The sequence below is a fragment of the Sulfitobacter profundi genome (genome assembly GCF_042661425.1).
GTDB lineage: Bacteria > Pseudomonadota > Alphaproteobacteria > Rhodobacterales > Rhodobacteraceae > Sulfitobacter > Sulfitobacter profundi.
Window position 1 is genome coordinate 1,122,249 of sequence record NZ_JBHSWA010000001.1, and the last position, 17,750, is coordinate 1,139,998.

Annotated in this window: 5 protein-coding genes, 3 tRNA genes, 4 rRNA genes and 2 pseudogenes; 3 read left to right on the forward strand and 11 right to left on the reverse strand. The window is 56.6% G+C overall.

Translation table 11 applies throughout. The annotated features are described in order from the left end of the window. Positions 1-98: 98 nt before the first annotated feature. A 16S ribosomal RNA gene (locus ACFQAU_RS05920) occupies positions 99-1,562 on the reverse strand. 652 nt (positions 1,563-2,214) lie between these two features. Here ACFQAU_RS05920 and ACFQAU_RS05925 point away from each other — a divergent pair. Further along, positions 2,215-3,077 (forward strand): annotated as a pseudogene (locus tag ACFQAU_RS05925) (IS3 family transposase); the annotation flags it as partial. An 81-nt stretch (positions 3,078-3,158) separates the two neighbouring features. On the opposite strand, the pseudogene ACFQAU_RS05930 reads toward ACFQAU_RS05925, so the two are convergent. The 7 genes and pseudogenes from ACFQAU_RS05930 to ACFQAU_RS05960 form a co-directional block, all read right to left on the reverse strand. Beyond that, a pseudogene (locus ACFQAU_RS05930) lies at positions 3,159-4,367 on the reverse strand (IS3 family transposase). A gap of 297 nt (positions 4,368-4,664) precedes the next feature. Then, positions 4,665-4,779, reverse strand: a 5S ribosomal RNA gene (gene rrf / locus ACFQAU_RS05935). Positions 4,780-4,898: 119 nt separating this feature from the next. After that, positions 4,899-7,729: ribosomal RNA gene (locus ACFQAU_RS05940) — 23S ribosomal RNA — on the reverse strand. 409 nt (positions 7,730-8,138) lie between these two features. Continuing rightward, positions 8,139-8,215 (reverse strand) — tRNA-Ile (locus tag ACFQAU_RS05945). A 168-nt stretch (positions 8,216-8,383) separates the two neighbouring features. Continuing rightward, positions 8,384-8,459, reverse strand: a tRNA-Ala gene (locus ACFQAU_RS05950). A gap of 145 nt (positions 8,460-8,604) precedes the next feature. Then, positions 8,605-10,068, reverse strand: a 16S ribosomal RNA gene (locus ACFQAU_RS05955). Together the 16S, 23S and 5S rRNA genes with 2 tRNA genes alongside form the textbook arrangement of a ribosomal RNA operon. An 822-nt stretch (positions 10,069-10,890) precedes the next feature. Continuing rightward, positions 10,891-10,966 (reverse strand) — tRNA-Trp (locus ACFQAU_RS05960). Between the two features lie 143 nt (positions 10,967-11,109). On the opposite strand from ACFQAU_RS05960, the gene ACFQAU_RS05965 reads away from it, so the two are divergent. Continuing rightward, positions 11,110-11,607: a DUF892 family protein gene (locus tag ACFQAU_RS05965; protein ID WP_132443745.1), complete on the forward strand. Its 498-nt coding sequence runs from the start codon at positions 11,110-11,112 to the stop codon at positions 11,605-11,607. A gap of 161 nt (positions 11,608-11,768) precedes the next feature. Here the strand turns inward: ACFQAU_RS05965 and tuf are convergent, their stop codons facing one another. Together tuf and ACFQAU_RS05975 are read right to left on the reverse strand one after the other, a co-directional pair. After that, the gene (tuf, locus tag ACFQAU_RS05970) at positions 11,769-12,944 is read right to left on the reverse strand and encodes an elongation factor Tu (protein WP_067622157.1); all 1,176 of its coding nucleotides are present in this window, start codon (positions 12,942-12,944) and stop codon (positions 11,769-11,771) included. A 161-nt stretch (positions 12,945-13,105) separates the two neighbouring features. Continuing rightward, complete coding sequence (locus ACFQAU_RS05975) at positions 13,106-13,684, reverse strand: hypothetical protein (protein ID WP_067623938.1); 579 nt, start codon at positions 13,682-13,684, stop codon at positions 13,106-13,108. Positions 13,685-13,866: 182 nt separating this feature from the next. Here ACFQAU_RS05975 and ACFQAU_RS05980 point away from each other — a divergent pair, with 182 nt between their 5' ends. Further along, positions 13,867-15,168, forward strand: coding sequence for a cytochrome P450 (locus ACFQAU_RS05980; RefSeq protein WP_386283821.1), 1,302 nt, complete (start codon positions 13,867-13,869; stop codon positions 15,166-15,168). Positions 15,169-15,193: 25 nt separating this feature from the next. Here ACFQAU_RS05980 and ACFQAU_RS05985 read toward each other — a convergent pair whose 3' ends face one another. Next, a complete protein-coding gene (locus ACFQAU_RS05985) occupies positions 15,194-17,635 on the reverse strand; it encodes a DNA topoisomerase IV subunit A (protein ID WP_132443747.1) in 2,442 nt (813 codons plus the stop codon). Between the last annotated feature and the right edge of the window lie 115 nt (positions 17,636-17,750).

The following is a 17,750-nucleotide window of genomic DNA, read 5'->3' on the forward strand; positions in this document are numbered from 1 at the left end:
ATATGAGGACGGCTCGGTTCTAATATAGTCGGCTTTGTTTGCCGACTTGCTAAGTGTTCCACGAGTGAGACAAGTCTCGCTGCTAGGAACATCCTTAGAAAGGAGGTGATCCAGCCGCAGGTTCCCCTACGGCTACCTTGTTACGACTTCACCCCAGTCGCTGATCCTACCGTGGTCCGCTGCCTCCTCGAAAGGTTGGCGCACGGCCGTCGGGTAGAACCAACTCCCATGGTGTGACGGGCGGTGTGTACAAGGCCCGGGAACGTATTCACCGTGGCATGCTGTTCCACGATTACTAGCGATTCCGACTTCATGGGGTCGAGTTGCAGACCCCAATCCGAACTGAGACAGCTTTTGGGGATTAACCCATTGTCACTGCCATTGTAGCACGTGTGTAGCCCAACCCGTAAGGGCCATGAGGACTTGACGTCATCCACACCTTCCTCCCGCTTATCACGGGCAGTTTCCTTAGAGTGCCCAGCCGAACTGCTGGCAACTAAGGATGTGGGTTGCGCTCGTTGCCGGACTTAACCGAACATCTCACGACACGAGCTGACGACAGCCATGCAGCACCTGTCACTGCGCCACCGAAGTGGACGCCCGATCTCTCGGGTTAGCACAGGATGTCAAGGGTTGGTAAGGTTCTGCGCGTTGCTTCGAATTAAACCACATGCTCCACCGCTTGTGCGGGCCCCCGTCAATTCCTTTGAGTTTTAATCTTGCGACCGTACTCCCCAGGCGGAATGCTTAATCCGTTAGGTGTGTCACCGAACAGTATACTGCCCGACGACTGGCATTCATCGTTTACGGTGTGGACTACCAGGGTATCTAATCCTGTTTGCTCCCCACACTTTCGTACCTCAGCGTCAGTATCGAGCCAGTGAGCCGCCTTCGCCACTGGTGTTCCTCCAAATATCTACGAATTTCACCTCTACACTTGGAATTCCACTCACCTCTCTCGAACTCAAGACCAGGAGTTTAAGAGGCAGTTCCAGGGTTGAGCCCTGGGATTTCACCCCTTACTTTCTGATCCGCCTACGTACGCTTTACGCCCAGTAATTCCGAACAACGCTAACCCCCTCCGTATTACCGCGGCTGCTGGCACGGAGTTAGCCGGGGTTTCTTTACCAGGTACTGTCATTATCATCCCTGGCGAAAGTGCTTTACGATCCTAAGACCTTCATCACACACGCGGCATGGCTAGATCAGGCTTGCGCCCATTGTCTAAGATTCCCCACTGCTGCCTCCCGTAGGAGTCTGGGCCGTGTCTCAGTCCCAGTGTTGCTGATCATCCTCTAAAACCAGCTATAGATCGTAGACTTGGTAGGCCATTACCCCACCAACTATCTAATCTAACGCGGGCCGATCCTTCTCCGATAAATCTTTCCCCCGAAGGGCGTATGCGGTATTACTCACCGTTTCCAGTGGCTATTCCGCAGAGAAGGGCACGTTCCCACGCGTTACTAACCCGTCCGCCGCTAGACCCGAAGGTCTCGCTCGACTTGCATGTGTTAGGCCTGCCGCCAGCGTTCGTTCTGAGCCAGGATCAAACTCTCAAGTTGAAAAGCTATTGCTAGCTTATCCTTGACGTCGAACCTCTGCACATCGACCTGTATCCCTTACTGAAAGATACAAGCCATTCTCTGTTTGTTGTGCTTGAGACTACAAAGTAGTCGAAAGCCGTCCAAACAGTGAAGCTGACACTCTATCATCGACCGAAGCCTAAGAGCGCGATATACAGACGTTGATCCATCGAATGAACCAAACCGCCCACATATCTCTTCAGATATCAAATTTTCAAACAGCGTTGAGACAAAAGAAACTGAGATGCGCCCTATAACCTTGGCGCGCCCCGCCCTAATACCTCGAATTTTTATCCGCTTTCCGAACCGAACTCAGCGTCTCCGCTCCCGTCCGCCCCGTCTGGCGCCCCGCCGCTGCATCTCTGCGCCGCCGGTAGAGGGGGTTCTAAGGCGAGTGACAGAAACCCGCAAGCGGAAAGTTGAGAAAAGTGAAGGCTTCGGGGAACCTTTCGGCAAGCGGCTGAAATCATGTGATATTTCTGGTGTTTGAAACAGTACACAGGCTCACCTGGCGACAGGATGTTACGGGTATTTAAGTCAGCTGCCTCTGAGGTGACGTGAATCGCTTTGGACCTGACGCGGTTTGATGCCGCTCCTTTGATAGCATTTACTGCAACAAAGGAGATTGACTATGGGACTGAAACGGACGGACAAGTTCCGCCAAGATGCGGTGCGTATCGCACTGAACAGTGGACTTACACGCAAGCAAGTGGCGGATGATCTTGGCGTCGGGATGTCGACGCTGAACAAGTGGATCACAGCACACCGAGATACAGATGTGGTGTCGAAAGGGGACTTGAGCCTTGCCCAAAAGAATGACCGGCTTCGGCGCGGAAGCCGCATTCTCAAGGAGGAGCGGGAGATTCTACAAAAGGCCACGGTGTTCTTTGCGGGTCAAAAGCCGTGAGGTTTAAGTTCACCGAAGAGCACCAAACCACGTTTTCCATACAGCGTATGTGCCAAGTTATGCAGGTCAGTTCGCGCGGTCTGCGCGCCTTCCGCAGCCGTCCGCCAGCCGTCCGCCAGCCGCAGGCAACGGTTTGATCTGATCACGCTTGCACATATCAAAGAGCAGTCTCGTCTGAGCCTGGGCAGCTATGGCAGGCCGCGCATGACCGAAGAGGTGAAGGAAATTGGTCTGGATGTTGGCCATCGTCGTGTTGGCCGTTTCCCTCTCATCGCTGGAAGCAGCGACTGCCGGGCAGTGGATGGGCCTGAATGGCATATCTATTGCGCGAACACGTAAGCACAAGGTCAAAACCATTGCCCGGCAGGCGATTGCGGAGCAATCTGCCGAGAGGGGGCAGCGATCACAAGTTCAACATCGCGCCCAATCTGTTGGATCGTGATTTCACGGCAGATGCGCCAAACCAGAAATAGGTTGGCGACATCAGTTATATTTGGACAAGCGAGGGTTGGCTGTATCTGGCTGTTATATTGGACCTGCATTCCCGAAGGGTCATCGGCTGGGCCCCCTCTCGTGACATTGCTGTGCTATGCACTGCCGGGCAATGTTGCAGCAATCGCATGAAACGGGGTAATCCCCCCATTTTTAATGGGGTCCAGCCGTAGAATTCACGCAGCCGTTTTCAGTTTCATTGCGGGTGTCATGCCGCCGATGCCCATGTTGGGTCGCTCGTTGTTGTAAGTCCAGAGCCATTGTGTTGCTTGGTCTTGTGCCTCCTCAATGGTTTCGAAGATGTATTGCCCCAGCCATTCGTCCCACTGCCCGGCAGTCGCAACGAAGTTGCGATGAGAGGGGCGAACGGTGCGGTTGTAGCGCTCGATATAGGCATTCTGTTGGGGCTTACCGGGCTGGATATATTCGAGCCGCACATTGCGTTTCTCAGCCCATTCCATGAGCTTCCCGCTGACGTATTCTGGGCCGTTGTCCACACGAATAGCTTGGGGCTTTCCGCGCCACTCAATGATCTGGTTCAGCGCACGCACGACACGTTCAGCAGGCAGCGAGAAGTCGACCTCAATAGCCAGTCCTTCGCGATTGAAGTCATCCAAGACGTTTAACGTCCTGATCGACCGGCCATCCGCCAACTGATCCGCCATGAAGTCCATGGACCAAGTTTCATTTGGTCTTTCAGGCACAGCCAGTGGCTCCGGCTTGTCCCGCTTTAAGCGTTTCTTCGGCTTGATTGTCAACCGGCAGGGCATTGCGCAGCAATATCCCGAGAGGGGCGCAAGTTCAACGCCAGCTCACAGTAGATCCGGTAGACTCTTTTATGGTTCCAGCCATAGCCCTGCACGTTGCGCAGATACAAAAAGCACAGGCCGAAGCCCCAGGTCCGCTTGTTAGTCGTCAAGCGTTCAAGCCAATCTGCGATCTCTTCGTTCTCATCGCTCAGCACAGGGCTGTATCTGTAGCAGGTCTCGCTGATCTCGAACGCACGGCAGGCCAGAGCTATGCTGACCCCATATTGCTCAACTGCATTCATGGCCATCCGTTGACCGGCAGGGCATTGCGCAGCAATGTCCCGACAGGTTCTCGCCGATGAGACGGCCTTAACGCTTTTTTCCAAGCGCTTCCTTCAGCAGGTCGTTTTGCATGCTCATCTCGGCATACATGCGCTTCAGACGACGGTTCTCTTCCGCCATATCCTTCATCTCGGAAATCAAGGACGCGTCCATGCCGCCAAACTTGGCCCGCCATTTGTAAAAACTCACGCTGCTCATTCCGTGCTCGCGGCACAGCTCAGAGACCGGAACGCCACCCTCTGCCTGCTTCAACACGGCCATGATCTGTGCGTCGCTAAATCGTCCGTTCTTCATCATAAATCTCCTCAGATATCTTGCCGAGAAAATTCTACTTTTGAACACCACTATTTTTAGGGGGATTACCCTTCAAACGGCGCTCCCCACGCAGATGAGACACCAAACAGCGAAAATGGACGATCGAGCCCCTTGCCGGTGGTGGCGCTCACGCTGAAGGTTCGTGCGGAAGACGTCGGGCATTAGGCAAGAATATGCCCCGCCCCCAAAGACAAAACCGCCGCAGCTTTATAGCTGCGGCGGTTTTGTTATTCTGTTGATCGTCGAGAGATACTGTTTTTATCAGGAACTTATTAGGTTTGGCGATGACCTACTCTCCCACGTCTTAAGACGCAGTACCATCGGCGCTACGGCACTTAACGGCTGGGTTCGGGATGGGACCAGGTGTTTTGCTCGCGCTATGATCACCAAACCAAATAAATTCCTGATAAAGCGCTCTGCGCGTTGCGACGCAGAGCGTGTTCCAAGTCATGTACAACTGATTGTATGTGTATGCTTTTGCCCAGTTAAGCAGTCTTGCTTCTACTGGATCAAATCAAGCCTATCGAGCAATTAGTACCAGTCAACTGAACGTGTTACCACGCTTACATCTCTGGCCTATCGACGTGGTGGTCTACCACGGCTCTCAGGGATACCTTGTTTTGAGGGGGCTTCCCGCTTAGATGCCTTCAGCGGTTATCCTGTCCGATCATAGCTACCCAGCACTGCTATTGGCATAACAACTGGTCCACCAGTGGATCGTTCACCCCGGTCCTCTCGTACTAGGGGCAACTCCTCTCAAGTATCCTACACCCACGGAAGATAGGGACCGAACTGTCTCACGACGTTCTAAACCCAGCTCACGTACCTCTTTAAACGGCGAACAGCCGTACCCTTGGGACCTGCTCCAGCCCCAGGATGAGATGAGCCGACATCGAGGTGCCAAACACTGCCGTCGATATGGACTCTTGGGCAGTATCAGCCTGTTATCCCCGGCGTACCTTTTATCCGTTGAGCGATGGCCCTCCCACTTGGGACCACCGGATCACTATGGCCGTCTTTCGACTCTGCTCGACTTGTCAGTCTCGCAGTCAGGCTGGCTTCTGCCATTGCACTCAACGAGCGATTTCCGACCGCTCTGAGCCAACCTTCGCGCGCCTCCGTTACGATTTAGGAGGCGACCGCCCCAGTCAAACTACCCGCCACACAGGGTCCCGGAACCGGATAACGGTCCGCGGTTAGACATCAAGCAGAACAAGGGTGGTATCTCAAGGGAGGCTCCACCGAGACTGGCGTCTCGGTTTCAAAGCCCACCACCTATCCTGCACATGTTCGGCCTAATGCCAGTGTGAAGCTGTAGTAAAGGTGCACGGGGTCTTTCCGTCTAACCGCGGGTAACCGGCATCTTGACCGGTAATTCAATTTCGCTGAGTCTATGTTGGAGACAGCGGGGAAGTCGTTACGCCATTCGTGCAGGTCGGAACTTACCCGACAAGGAATTTCGCTACCTTAGGACCGTTATAGTTACGGCCGCCGTTTACCTGGGCTTCAATTCAGAGCTCTCACCCCTCCTTTTAACCTTCAGGCACCGGGCAGGCGTCAGACCCTATACGTCGTCTTACGACTTCGCAGAGCCCTGTGTTTTTAATAAACAGTCGCCACCCCCTGGTTTGTGCCCCCAGCCTCTAGTTGCCTAGAAACCGGGCCTCCTTCTCGCGAACTTACGGAGGTATTTTGCCGAGTTCCTTCAACATAGTTCTCTCAAGCGCCTTGGTATTCTCTACCTGTCCACCTGTGTCGGTTTAGGGTACGATCTAGCGATGGAGCTATTTCCAGGGACCTCTAAGCAGCCCATTCAATCCGATAAGGATGAACTACCCTCGAGATCCGTCACTTCCATCTGGCCCAGGAATATTAACCTGGTTCCCATCGACTACGCCTTTCGGCCTCGCCTTAGGGGTCGGCTTACCCTGCTCAGATTAGCTTTAAGCAGGAACCCTTGGACTTTCGGCGAGAGTGTCTCTCACACTCTTTGTCGCTACTCATGTCATCATTCTCACTAGTGATCTCTCCACCGGATCGCTCACGCGCCAGCTTCACAGAAAGCTCCTTGTGTCCAATCCTACCTAAGTAGGTAAGGACACATGGAACTATGTCACACTACGCTCTGCTACCATGCAATAAATGCATCCTCAGCTTCGGCTCATGGCTTGAGCCCCGTTACATCTTCGCCGCAAGACAACTTATTTAGACCAGTGAGCTGTTACGCTATCTTTAAAGGATGGCTGCTTCTAAGCCAACCTCCTGGTTGTTTTGGTCGTCTCACCTGCTTTCCCACTTAGCCATGAATTAGGGGCCTTAGCTGGAGGTTAGGGTTGTTTCCCTCTTCACGACGGACGTTAGCATTCGCCGTGTGTCTGCCGACTAGTACTCCTCGGTATTCGGAGTTTGGTTAGGATCAGTAAGCCTGTGGGGCCCCATTACCCATCCAGTGCTCTACCCCCGAGGGTATTCGGTCGACGCTCTACCTAAATAGATTTCGCAGAGAACCAGCTATCTCCGAGTTTGATTGGCCTTTCACCCCTAGGCACAGCTCATCCCGATCTTTTTCAACAGATGTGGGTTCGGTCCTCCAATAAGTGTTACCTTATCTTCAACCTGGCCATGCCTAGATCACTCGGTTTCGGGTCTGATCCCACGAACTCAACGCCCTATTAAGACTCGCTTTCGCTACGCCTACACCTAACGGCTTAAGCTTGCTCGTGAGACCAAGTCGATGACCCATTATACAAAAGGTACGCTGTCAGGACGCAAGGTCCCTCCAACTGTTTGTAGGCGTTCGGTTTCAGGTACTGTTTCACTCCCCTCGTCGGGGTGCTTTTCACCTTTCCCTCACGGTACTGGTTCACTATCGGTCAGTAAGGAGTACTTAGCCTTCGAAGGTGGTCCTCCGATCTTCAGACAGAATTTCACGTGTTCCGCCCTACTTAATACGTCCAATCATGCTTCTTATACGGGACTATCACCCACTTTGGTTGCGCATTCCAACGCATTCTAACCACACTCATGGCTCGGCTGGTCCCCGTTCGCTCGCCGCTACTAGGGGAGTATCATATTGATTTCCTTTCCTCCGGGTACTTAGATGTTTCAGTTCCCCGGGTTTGCCTTTTTAAGCCTATATATTCAGCCTAAAAATACCTGGTTTACCAAGTTATTAGCTGCACCGAAGTGCAGTAATAACAAAGTATCAGGTGGGTTGCCCCATTCAGAAATCCATGGATCAAAGCTTATTCTCAGCTCCCCATGGCTTATCGCAGAGTATCACGTCTTTCATCGCCTCTTACTGCCAAGGCATTCACCAAACGCCCTTTTCGCGCTTGATTTGATCCAGAAAAAGCAAGACTTAGCGTCTCGCGCGAAGATCAGAAGCTGGTAAGAAACTGATCCTCTTTATCCTGTATCAAAAGCATACTTTTACCCGCCCAGACTATCGTCTGGACAATGAGCGATGCAGATAGCGAACCGTCCGTGCAGGAGGTTCGCGTCATCGCTCTGGTTAGTGTACTTGACTTGGACAACATATTCGTTTCGATCGCGATATGTCCGAAAGGCCGAGGAAACAGCCCGTCAAACACCGGCCCCGAAGGGCAGCAACCGAGATCATCCCCTAACGCGGGGCGATCAAACATGTTGTTAGTATCTCTCTTTACGATGTCAATTCGTCTGCGAAACAGACGTTCAAACACACTGTATGTGCTTGAAGGTATGTTCCGTTTACCACCTCAAGGAGGATGGTGGGTCGAGGAGGACTTGAACCTCCGACCTCACGCTTATCAGGCGTGCGCTCTAACCACCTGAGCTACCGACCCAGAGATTTTGCCGAAGGCAAAACTCGTCGTTCCGGCAGGGCATTCCGAAGGAATGGCCCGAGAGGAACCAGCCCTTAGTGGTTGAAGGTTTAAGGACCGTTACGCTGCCCCTCTCGCACGTCCATTGGACGGGCAACCAGGGCGACGCCTTTTGCTTTGCAAAAGGCTTGGTGGAGCCTAGGAGGATCGAACTCCTGACCTCCTGAATGCAAATCAGGCGCTCTCCCAGCTGAGCTAAGGCCCCAAACTTTTGAGACCTACGCCGTCAGCGCAGGACCTATTTCTGAAGAGATATGAGGACGGCTCGGTTCTAATATAGTCGGCTTTGTTTGCCGACTTGCTAAGTGTTCCACGAGTGAGACAAGTCTCGCTGCTAGGAACATCCTTAGAAAGGAGGTGATCCAGCCGCAGGTTCCCCTACGGCTACCTTGTTACGACTTCACCCCAGTCGCTGATCCTACCGTGGTCCGCTGCCTCCTCGAAAGGTTGGCGCACGGCCGTCGGGTAGAACCAACTCCCATGGTGTGACGGGCGGTGTGTACAAGGCCCGGGAACGTATTCACCGTGGCATGCTGTTCCACGATTACTAGCGATTCCGACTTCATGGGGTCGAGTTGCAGACCCCAATCCGAACTGAGACAGCTTTTGGGGATTAACCCATTGTCACTGCCATTGTAGCACGTGTGTAGCCCAACCCGTAAGGGCCATGAGGACTTGACGTCATCCACACCTTCCTCCCGCTTATCACGGGCAGTTTCCTTAGAGTGCCCAGCCGAACTGCTGGCAACTAAGGATGTGGGTTGCGCTCGTTGCCGGACTTAACCGAACATCTCACGACACGAGCTGACGACAGCCATGCAGCACCTGTCACTGCGTCACCGAAGTGAACGCCCGATCTCTCGGGTTAGCACAGGATGTCAAGGGTTGGTAAGGTTCTGCGCGTTGCTTCGAATTAAACCACATGCTCCACCGCTTGTGCGGGCCCCCGTCAATTCCTTTGAGTTTTAATCTTGCGACCGTACTCCCCAGGCGGAATGCTTAATCCGTTAGGTGTGTCACCGAACAGTATACTGCCCGACGACTGGCATTCATCGTTTACGGTGTGGACTACCAGGGTATCTAATCCTGTTTGCTCCCCACACTTTCGTACCTCAGCGTCAGTATCGAGCCAGTGAGCCGCCTTCGCCACTGGTGTTCCTCCAAATATCTACGAATTTCACCTCTACACTTGGAATTCCACTCACCTCTCTCGAACTCAAGACCAGGAGTTTAAGAGGCAGTTCCAGGGTTGAGCCCTGGGATTTCACCCCTTACTTTCTGATCCGCCTACGTACGCTTTACGCCCAGTAATTCCGAACAACGCTAACCCCCTCCGTATTACCGCGGCTGCTGGCACGGAGTTAGCCGGGGTTTCTTTACCAGGTACTGTCATTATCATCCCTGGCGAAAGTGCTTTACGATCCTAAGACCTTCATCACACACGCGGCATGGCTAGATCAGGCTTGCGCCCATTGTCTAAGATTCCCCACTGCTGCCTCCCGTAGGAGTCTGGGCCGTGTCTCAGTCCCAGTGTTGCTGATCATCCTCTAAAACCAGCTATAGATCGTAGACTTGGTAGGCCGTTACCCCACCAACTATCTAATCTAACGCGGGCCGATCCTTCTCCGATAAATCTTTCCCCCGAAGGGCGTATGCGGTATTACTCACCGTTTCCAGTGGCTATTCCGCAGAGAAGGGCACGTTCCCACGCGTTACTAACCCGTCCGCCGCTAGACCCGAAGGTCTCGCTCGACTTGCATGTGTTAGGCCTGCCGCCAGCGTTCGTTCTGAGCCAGGATCAAACTCTCAAGTTGAAAAGCTATTGCTAGCTTATCCTTGACGTCGAACCTCTGCACATCGACCTGTATCCCTTACTGAAAGATACAAGCCATTCTCTGTTTGTTGTGCTTGAGACTACAAAGTAGTCGAAAGCCGTCCAAACAGTGAAGCTGACACTCTATCATCGGGCCTAAACCCTAAGAGCGCGACATACAGACGTTGATCCATCGAATGAACCAAACCGCCCACATATCTCTTCAGATATCAAATTTTCAAACAACGTTGAGACAAAAGAAACTGAGATGCGCCCTAACTTCTTGGCGCGCCCCGCCCTAATACCTCGAATTTTTATCCGCTTTCCGAACCGAACTCAGCGTCTCCGCTCCCGTCCGCCCCGTCTGGCGCCCCGCCGCTGCATCTCTGCGCCGCCGGTAGAGGGGGTTCTAAGGCGAGTGACAGAAACCCGCAAGCGGAAAGTTGAGAAAAGTGAGGGTTTCGGGGAACCTTTGGGCAAGTTGCTGAAATCTCTAACTATTTCGGGACTTTAAAACAGTAAACAGGCTCATCGGAAGGCCCGAAGCTGGGGTATTTGAGACCTGTTGCGGCTGAGGTGGAGTGAATCGCCCTTAATCCCAGGAAGGTCGGAGTCGGATTCCCTGTGAATCGGGGTGTCACTGCGAGTCCCAGCATGGCGGTTCCGTCCGAACGGAAGGGGTACAGTTCTGAAGCGGAAGCAATGCGGCGACTCACAACAGCCCTTCAGGCGGCAAATCCCACGCCGAAGAGACACCAAGCGGCGAAAACAAACCAATTGCCCCGCTAGAAGCTCAGGTCATCATTACATATTTGAAGAGATGTGGCAGGGGCTGAGGGACTCGAACCCACGACCCTCGGTTTTGGAGACCGATGCTCTACCAACTGAGCTAAACCCCTATGCCGGGGGTTTGGGTAGTCGCAAACGGGCGGCGGATCAAGAGCAGATCTGACCTTTCCGGCGATATTCTCTTCTTTGGGGAACATTGCACGGCCAGCTTACGTTTTCTCGTCGAACCAAGCCCGAAATTGGAGGACGACCGATGACTATGAACAATCTCAAAGACGTCTACACCGACCAACTGCAAGACCTCTACTCTGCCTGCAAGCAGTCGCTTGAAGCGACCAACGCACTGGGTCGTGCGGCGGAGGACAAAGAACTGTCGGAAGCGCTGATCGATGGCAGCAACGGAATCGCCAAGGGGATGGATGTGCTGAAGTCCATCTGCGCGAAACATGACCTCGACCCCGACGCAGAGCACTGCCACGGCATGGAGGGCCTTGTGAAAGAGGCGCATAAACATGTGCTGGAAGAAGACTTTGGCGACAACGATGCCCGCGATGCGATGATCATCACACAGTATCAGCGCATGGTGCATTACGCATTGGCCGGATACGGCTGCGTTGTGGCCTTCGCCAATCGCTTGGGCGAGGACGAAGACGGCGCGCAGCTGCAAGAGCAGCTTGACCACACCTATGACGGCGACCGCCGCATGACAGAGATCGCGACCAAGGGCGGTGTGAACGCAGACGCCGCGTAAGTGCGATAGATATGAACGGGAAAGGCTGGCTCCTACAGGAGTTGGCCTTTTTTCGTTTAAAGGGCCGTAGGTGCCCCCTCCCCCACAAAAGCAAAAGGCCGCAGCAAACGCTGCGGCCTTTCAAACCTCTCAGACGTCAGGCCCGAAGGCCCCGCCCAAAATCACTCAGTGATTTTGGAAACGACGCCCGCGCCAACCGTACGGCCACCTTCACGGATCGCGAAGCGCAGACCGTTTTCCATGGCGATCGGTGCGATCAGCTCAACGCCGAAGGACACGTTGTCGCCCGGCATAACCATCTCGGTGCCTTCTGCCAGCTGAACGGTGCCGGTCACGTCAGTTGTACGGAAGTAGAACTGCGGACGGTAGTTCGCGAAGAACGGCGTGTGACGGCCACCTTCCTCTTTGGTGAGGATGTAGGCTTCGGCTTCGAACTTGGTGTGCGGGTTCACGGAACCGGGCTTGCAGAGAACCTGACCGCGCTCAACGCCGTCACGCTCAACGCCACGCAGCAGCGCGCCGATGTTGTCGCCAGCTTCACCACGGTCCAGCAGCTTGCGGAACATTTCCACGCCTGTGCAGGTGGTTTTCTTGGTGTCGCGGATGCCGACGATTTCGATTTCGTCGCCAACGTTGATCACGCCACGCTCAACACGGCCGGTCACAACGGTACCACGACCAGAGATCGAGAACACGTCTTCGACGGGCATCAGGAACGGCTGGTCAACAGCACGCTCAGGTGTCGGGATGTAGTTGTCGACTTCTTCCATCAGCTTGCGGATTGCATTTTCGCCGATGTTTTCGTCACGGCCTTCCATCGCCGCCAGAGCGGAACCGGGCACAACGGGGATGTCGTCGCCGGGGTAGTCGTAGGAAGACAGCAGCTCGCGGATTTCCATCTCAACCAGCTCAAGCAGCTCTTCGTCGTCAACCTGGTCAACTTTGTTCATGAAGACGACCATGGCGGGGATGCCAACCTGACGGCCGAGCAGGATGTGCTCGCGGGTCTGGGGCATCGGGCCGTCGGCCGCGTTCACAACCAAGATCGCGCCGTCCATCTGAGCCGCACCGGTGATCATGTTTTTCACATAGTCAGCGTGGCCGGGGCAGTCGACGTGGGCGTAGTGACGTGCTTCGGTCTCATACTCAACGTGTGCGGTCGAGATGGTGATGCCGCGGGCCTTCTCTTCGGGCGCGCCGTCGATCTGGTCGTACGCTTGGAAGTCACCGAAGTATTTGGTGATCGCCGCGGTCAGCGTGGTTTTACCGTGGTCAACGTGGCCGATTGTGCCGATGTTGACGTGTGGCTTGTTACGTTCAAACTTTGCCTTTGCCATGGTGGCGCCCTTTTAATTGAGGGGCCCCAACGGGGACCCGAACCCTATCTGGCGGGCGATGTATTGGGTTCGGGCGGTAAAATCAAGCGTGACTTGCGTCTTGGGGCCACTTAAAGCCCATCGGGGCCATGCGGCAGCGGTTCGGCGCGTTCCGACGGGGGTTATTTATCCTCTGGCTCCCCGGCAGGCGACGATGCCACACCACCGCTGAACCAACCCTCTTCGCGGTTTTGCTTGACCAGATAGGTCTCGATCGACTTGGCCGCGTTCTGGCTGAGGTTCTTGAGCTGCTCTTCGGCGGATTTGGTATAGCCCGAGCCCACGACCGGGCCCTGATCGAGGGATTCGAAGACAGTGATCTGATGCGGCTCGGGGTTCAGCTTCATGTTCTTCGCGTCATCCCAGACCGTGAGGTTAAGGATCAGGATCGACTTCGGGGCAAAGACCAGTGGGATGCCCGGCTGTGCCAGCACGTAGCCTTCGACGCTGATGCCAAAGTGATAGAGGCGCTCCCCATCGTAGCGGTCAAAGCGTTCGGCGGTGGCGGCGCGCACGGCCTCGGCCAGTTCTTCTTTGCTGACCTCGCGGCTCAGCGGCCCCTTCTGCGCTTTGGGCGCCACGACGATATTGTGGTGCAGGTTGAAGTCCCCCAGCGGGGTCGGCGCTTTGTCGAGGTCGGAGGCCCCGTTGCAGGCGGCCAGCGTCGCGACGAAGGTCAACAGGGCAAGAACTCGGAACATGGGCAATCCTTCGGGGGCGTTAAGATTTCGAAAAGGGGTAGCCGATGGCCGGGAGGGGCGCAATCATTTGCCGCAGTTGCGCGCCCGCCGGTCCGGTCTATCTTGGATATGAGTGAGGACAGCATCATGACCCAACCATCCCCCTGCCCGTGCGCGTACCGCTGGTGACCGAGCCTGTGGGAATGCTCGGCAGTTTGCAGATGGCGCGGCGCAACGTGCTGAGCATCATCCCCAAGATCGCCACCACCCAGCCCATGGTTTCGGGCAAGACCGGCAAGCGCTGGCATATGGTGATGGATCCGGGTGCTATCCGGGAAATCCTGCTCGACCGGCTGGAGGACTACCCGAAGTCCGATGTCACCAAGAACCTGCTGCGCCCGGCCATCGGGGAATCGCTCTTCATTGCAGAGGGCGCGCATTGGCGCTGGCAGCGTCGGGCGGCGGCCCCTGTCTTTTCGCAGCGCAACGTGCGCAACCTTGCCCCGGTGATGAGCGCCGCCGCCGACCGCTCAGCCAAGCGCATCGCCGCTGCGGGGCCGCGCGCGGTCAACATGCTCGATGAGATGGTGACGACGACTTTCGAGGTGATCGGCGACGTGACCTTCTCAGGCGATGGCACCTTTGACCGCGACAAAGTGCATGGCGCCATCGACGACTATATCGCCGAGGCGGGCAAGATCAGCCTCTTCGATATCCTCGGCCTGCCCGATTGGCTGCCGCGTCCGGGGCGGATGATGTCCGGTCAGGCGCTGAAGCAAATGAAGGCGATGGCCGATCAGGCGATCGAAGCGCGGGTGGCGCGCGGCCATGACGGCACGCCAGATCTGCTGGACCTGCTGTTGGAGGGCGAAGACCCCAAGACCAAGCGCCGGATGAACACCGGAGAGCTACGCGATAACCTCTTGACCTTCATCGTCGCGGGGCATGAGACAACGGCACTGACGCTGGCTTGGTCGATGTACCTCATGGGGTTCGACCCCGAGATGCAGGCACGCGCCCGCGCCGAGGTGCGCGATGTGCTGCAAGGCCGTGCCTGCACCGGCGACGATGCGGACAAGCTGCCCTTGGTGCGGATGATCATCGACGAGGCGCTGCGGCTCTACCCCGCCGCCGGGATCATTTCGCGCACGGCGCAAAAGCACGACAGGCTCTGCGACCGCGAAATCCGCCCCGGCGACACGGTGATGATCCCGATCTACGCGCTAGGCCGCAATGAACTGCTTTGGGACGATCCCGATGCTTTCCGGCCCGAGCGCTTCGCCGACCGCAAGGCGATTGACCGCTATGCCTATCTGCCCTTCGGGGACGGACCGCGCATCTGCATCGGGGCGAGCTTTGCGTTGCAGGAGGCTGTAATCATCCTCGCCACCCTGCTGGGGCGGTTCAAGTTCACGCCTGTGCCGGGCAAGGACCCGGAGCCGGTGATGATCCTGACCCTGCGCCCCGAGGGCGGCGTCTGGATGACCGCCGAGCCGCTGGACTGACCGCGCCCCGAAAGGCGCGGCTGTTTCACGTGAATTTGTTGTCGCGCGGGAAGCCGCGCGGCGCCATCCGGCCCGAGCTTGCGCGCTTGCCGGTCCATTCTGCCAGATCGGCCTCGGTACGTGTCCGGCCCGCCGGGTCTTGCCAGCTGAGGCCCGCTTCCCGCGTGAAGGTCGTGGCGTCCGACAGGCCGCCATCCTTGTACTTCTGCAGGCGCACGCCCTTGCCCCGGCCCATCTCGGGCAATTCATCAAGGCCAAAGACCAGCACCTTGCGGTTCTCGCCCACGGTGGCGACGCTGTCGCCCGACACCGGATGACAGACCAGCGCCGAGACGCCTTCGCCACGCACGTTGAGCACCTGTTTGCCGCTGCGGGTCTGGGCCACGACGTCATCCTCGGGCACCACGAAACCGTCGCCTGCCGTTGAGGCAACCAACAGCTTGCGCCCCGGCTGGTGGATAAAGAGTGACACGATCTGCACTTCGTTAGGCAGATCAACCATCAGACGCAAAGGCTCGCCCATGCCGCGCCCGCCGGGCAGGTTGGCGGCGGAGACGGTGTAGAAACGCCCGTTCGAGCCGAAGACCAGCAACCGGTCCGTCGTTTCGGCATGGAAGATAAAGCGCGGGCCGTCGCCGTCTTTGAACTTCAACTCGCGGTTCAGATCGATATGGCCGGTCATGGCGCGGATCCAGCCCATCTGGCTGCAGACCACGGTAATCGGCTCGCGGTCGATCATCGCCTCAATCGGGACATCCTCAACCTCTCCGGCGGTGTCGAATTCGGTCAGGCGCTGGCCGCGCTTGATGCCGTCGATCACCCAGTCCTTGCCGAACTGCTTTTTCGTCGCGCGCAGCTGGTCAGCGATGGTGGACCATTGCAGGTCGTCGCTTTCCAGCAGGTCTTCGAGACCCGCGCGTTCGGTCATCAGCGTGTCACGCTCTTTCACCAGCGCGTCTTCTTCCAAACGCCGCAAGGACCGCAGGCGCATGTTGAGGATCGCCTCGGCCTGCACATCCGACAGGCCATTCTCGCGGCCTGCATAGCTGTGCGGGATGGCGCGGGTGTCACCGCTATCAGTCAGCACGCCGGTGGCTTCGGCCTCGGCATCCGCGATGACCGCCAGTTTCGACACATCGACCCCCGCCAAGGGCGAGACATAGGCGGATTCGTCCATCGCGCGGCTCAGCGTATCCTGATGCGCACGGCTCCAATCCTCGTACATCAAGGCGGCTTTGGGGTCGTCGTCGTAGCGGATGATCTCGATCACCCGGTCAAGGTTCAGAAAGGCCGTGATCAGGCCCTGCAGCACCTCAAGCCGGTGGTCGATCTTGTCCATCCGGTGCCGCGAGCGGCGTTGCAGCACCTCGCGCCGGTGGTCAAGGAAAGCGCGCAACACTTCCTTGAGCGAGCAGACCTTGGGCGTTTGGCCATCGATCAACACGTTCATGTTGAGCGAGAAGCGCACCTCAAGGTCCGAGTTGCGGAACAGCATCCCCATCAGCACGTTCGGATCGACGTTCTTCGAGCGCGGCTCGATAATCATGCGGATGTCTTCGGCGGATTCGTCGCGGACATCGGCAAGAATCGGGATCTTCTTGGTCTGGATCAGTTCGGCGATCTTTTCGATCAGCTTGGATTTCTGAACCTGATAGGGAATTTCGGTAACGACAATCTGCCAAGCGCCCCGGCCAAGGTCCTCAACTTCCCAACGACAACGCAGCCGGAAAGAGCCGCGGCCCGTGCGGTAGGCATTGGCGATATTCTCAGGCGGCTCGACGATCACGCCACCGGTGGGGAAATCCGGGCCGGGGACGTAGTTCAACAACGTCTCGTCGCGGGCGTCGGGCGTCTTGATCAGGTGAATACAGGCGTCACACAGCTCGGCAATGTTATGCGGCGGAATGTTTGTCGCCATGCCCACGGCGATGCCCGAAGAACCATTCGCCAGCAGATTCGGAAATTGCGCGGGCAGCACCACCGGCTCGGTCAGCGTGCCATCGTAATTCTCACGGAAATCGACGGCGTTCTCGTTCAGCCCTTCCAGCATGGCTTCGGCCACGGCGGTCATCCGCGCCTCGGTATAGCGCGAGGCCGCCGGGTTATCGCCGTCGATGTTGCCAAAGTTGCCCTGCCCGTCGACCAGCGGATAGCGCACGTTGAAATCCTGCGCCAGACGCGCCATCGCGTCATAGATCGCGGCATCGCCATGCGGGTGATAGTTCCCCATCACGTCGCCCGAAATCTTCGCCGATTTACGGAAGCCGCCCGTCGAGGACAGCCGCAACTCGCGCATGGCATAAAGGATGCGGCGGTGCACCGGTTTCAACCCATCGCGCGCATCCGGCAGCGCCCGGTGCATGATCGTGCTCAAGGCATAGGTCAGATACCGCTCTCCCAAGGCGCGGCGCAGCGGCTCGGACAGGTCATTCGGGTCGAGTTCTGGGGGTGTGCTTATGTCTGACATGACGGGTCTTTTAGCCAAGCACGGCAGAGCGGGCAAGCGACAGATTGCCCGCCCTTTGCCCGCAGTCGACTCGGGAAAAAGGTCGCCAACACGGTTTCAAGTGAGAAAAAAGCAA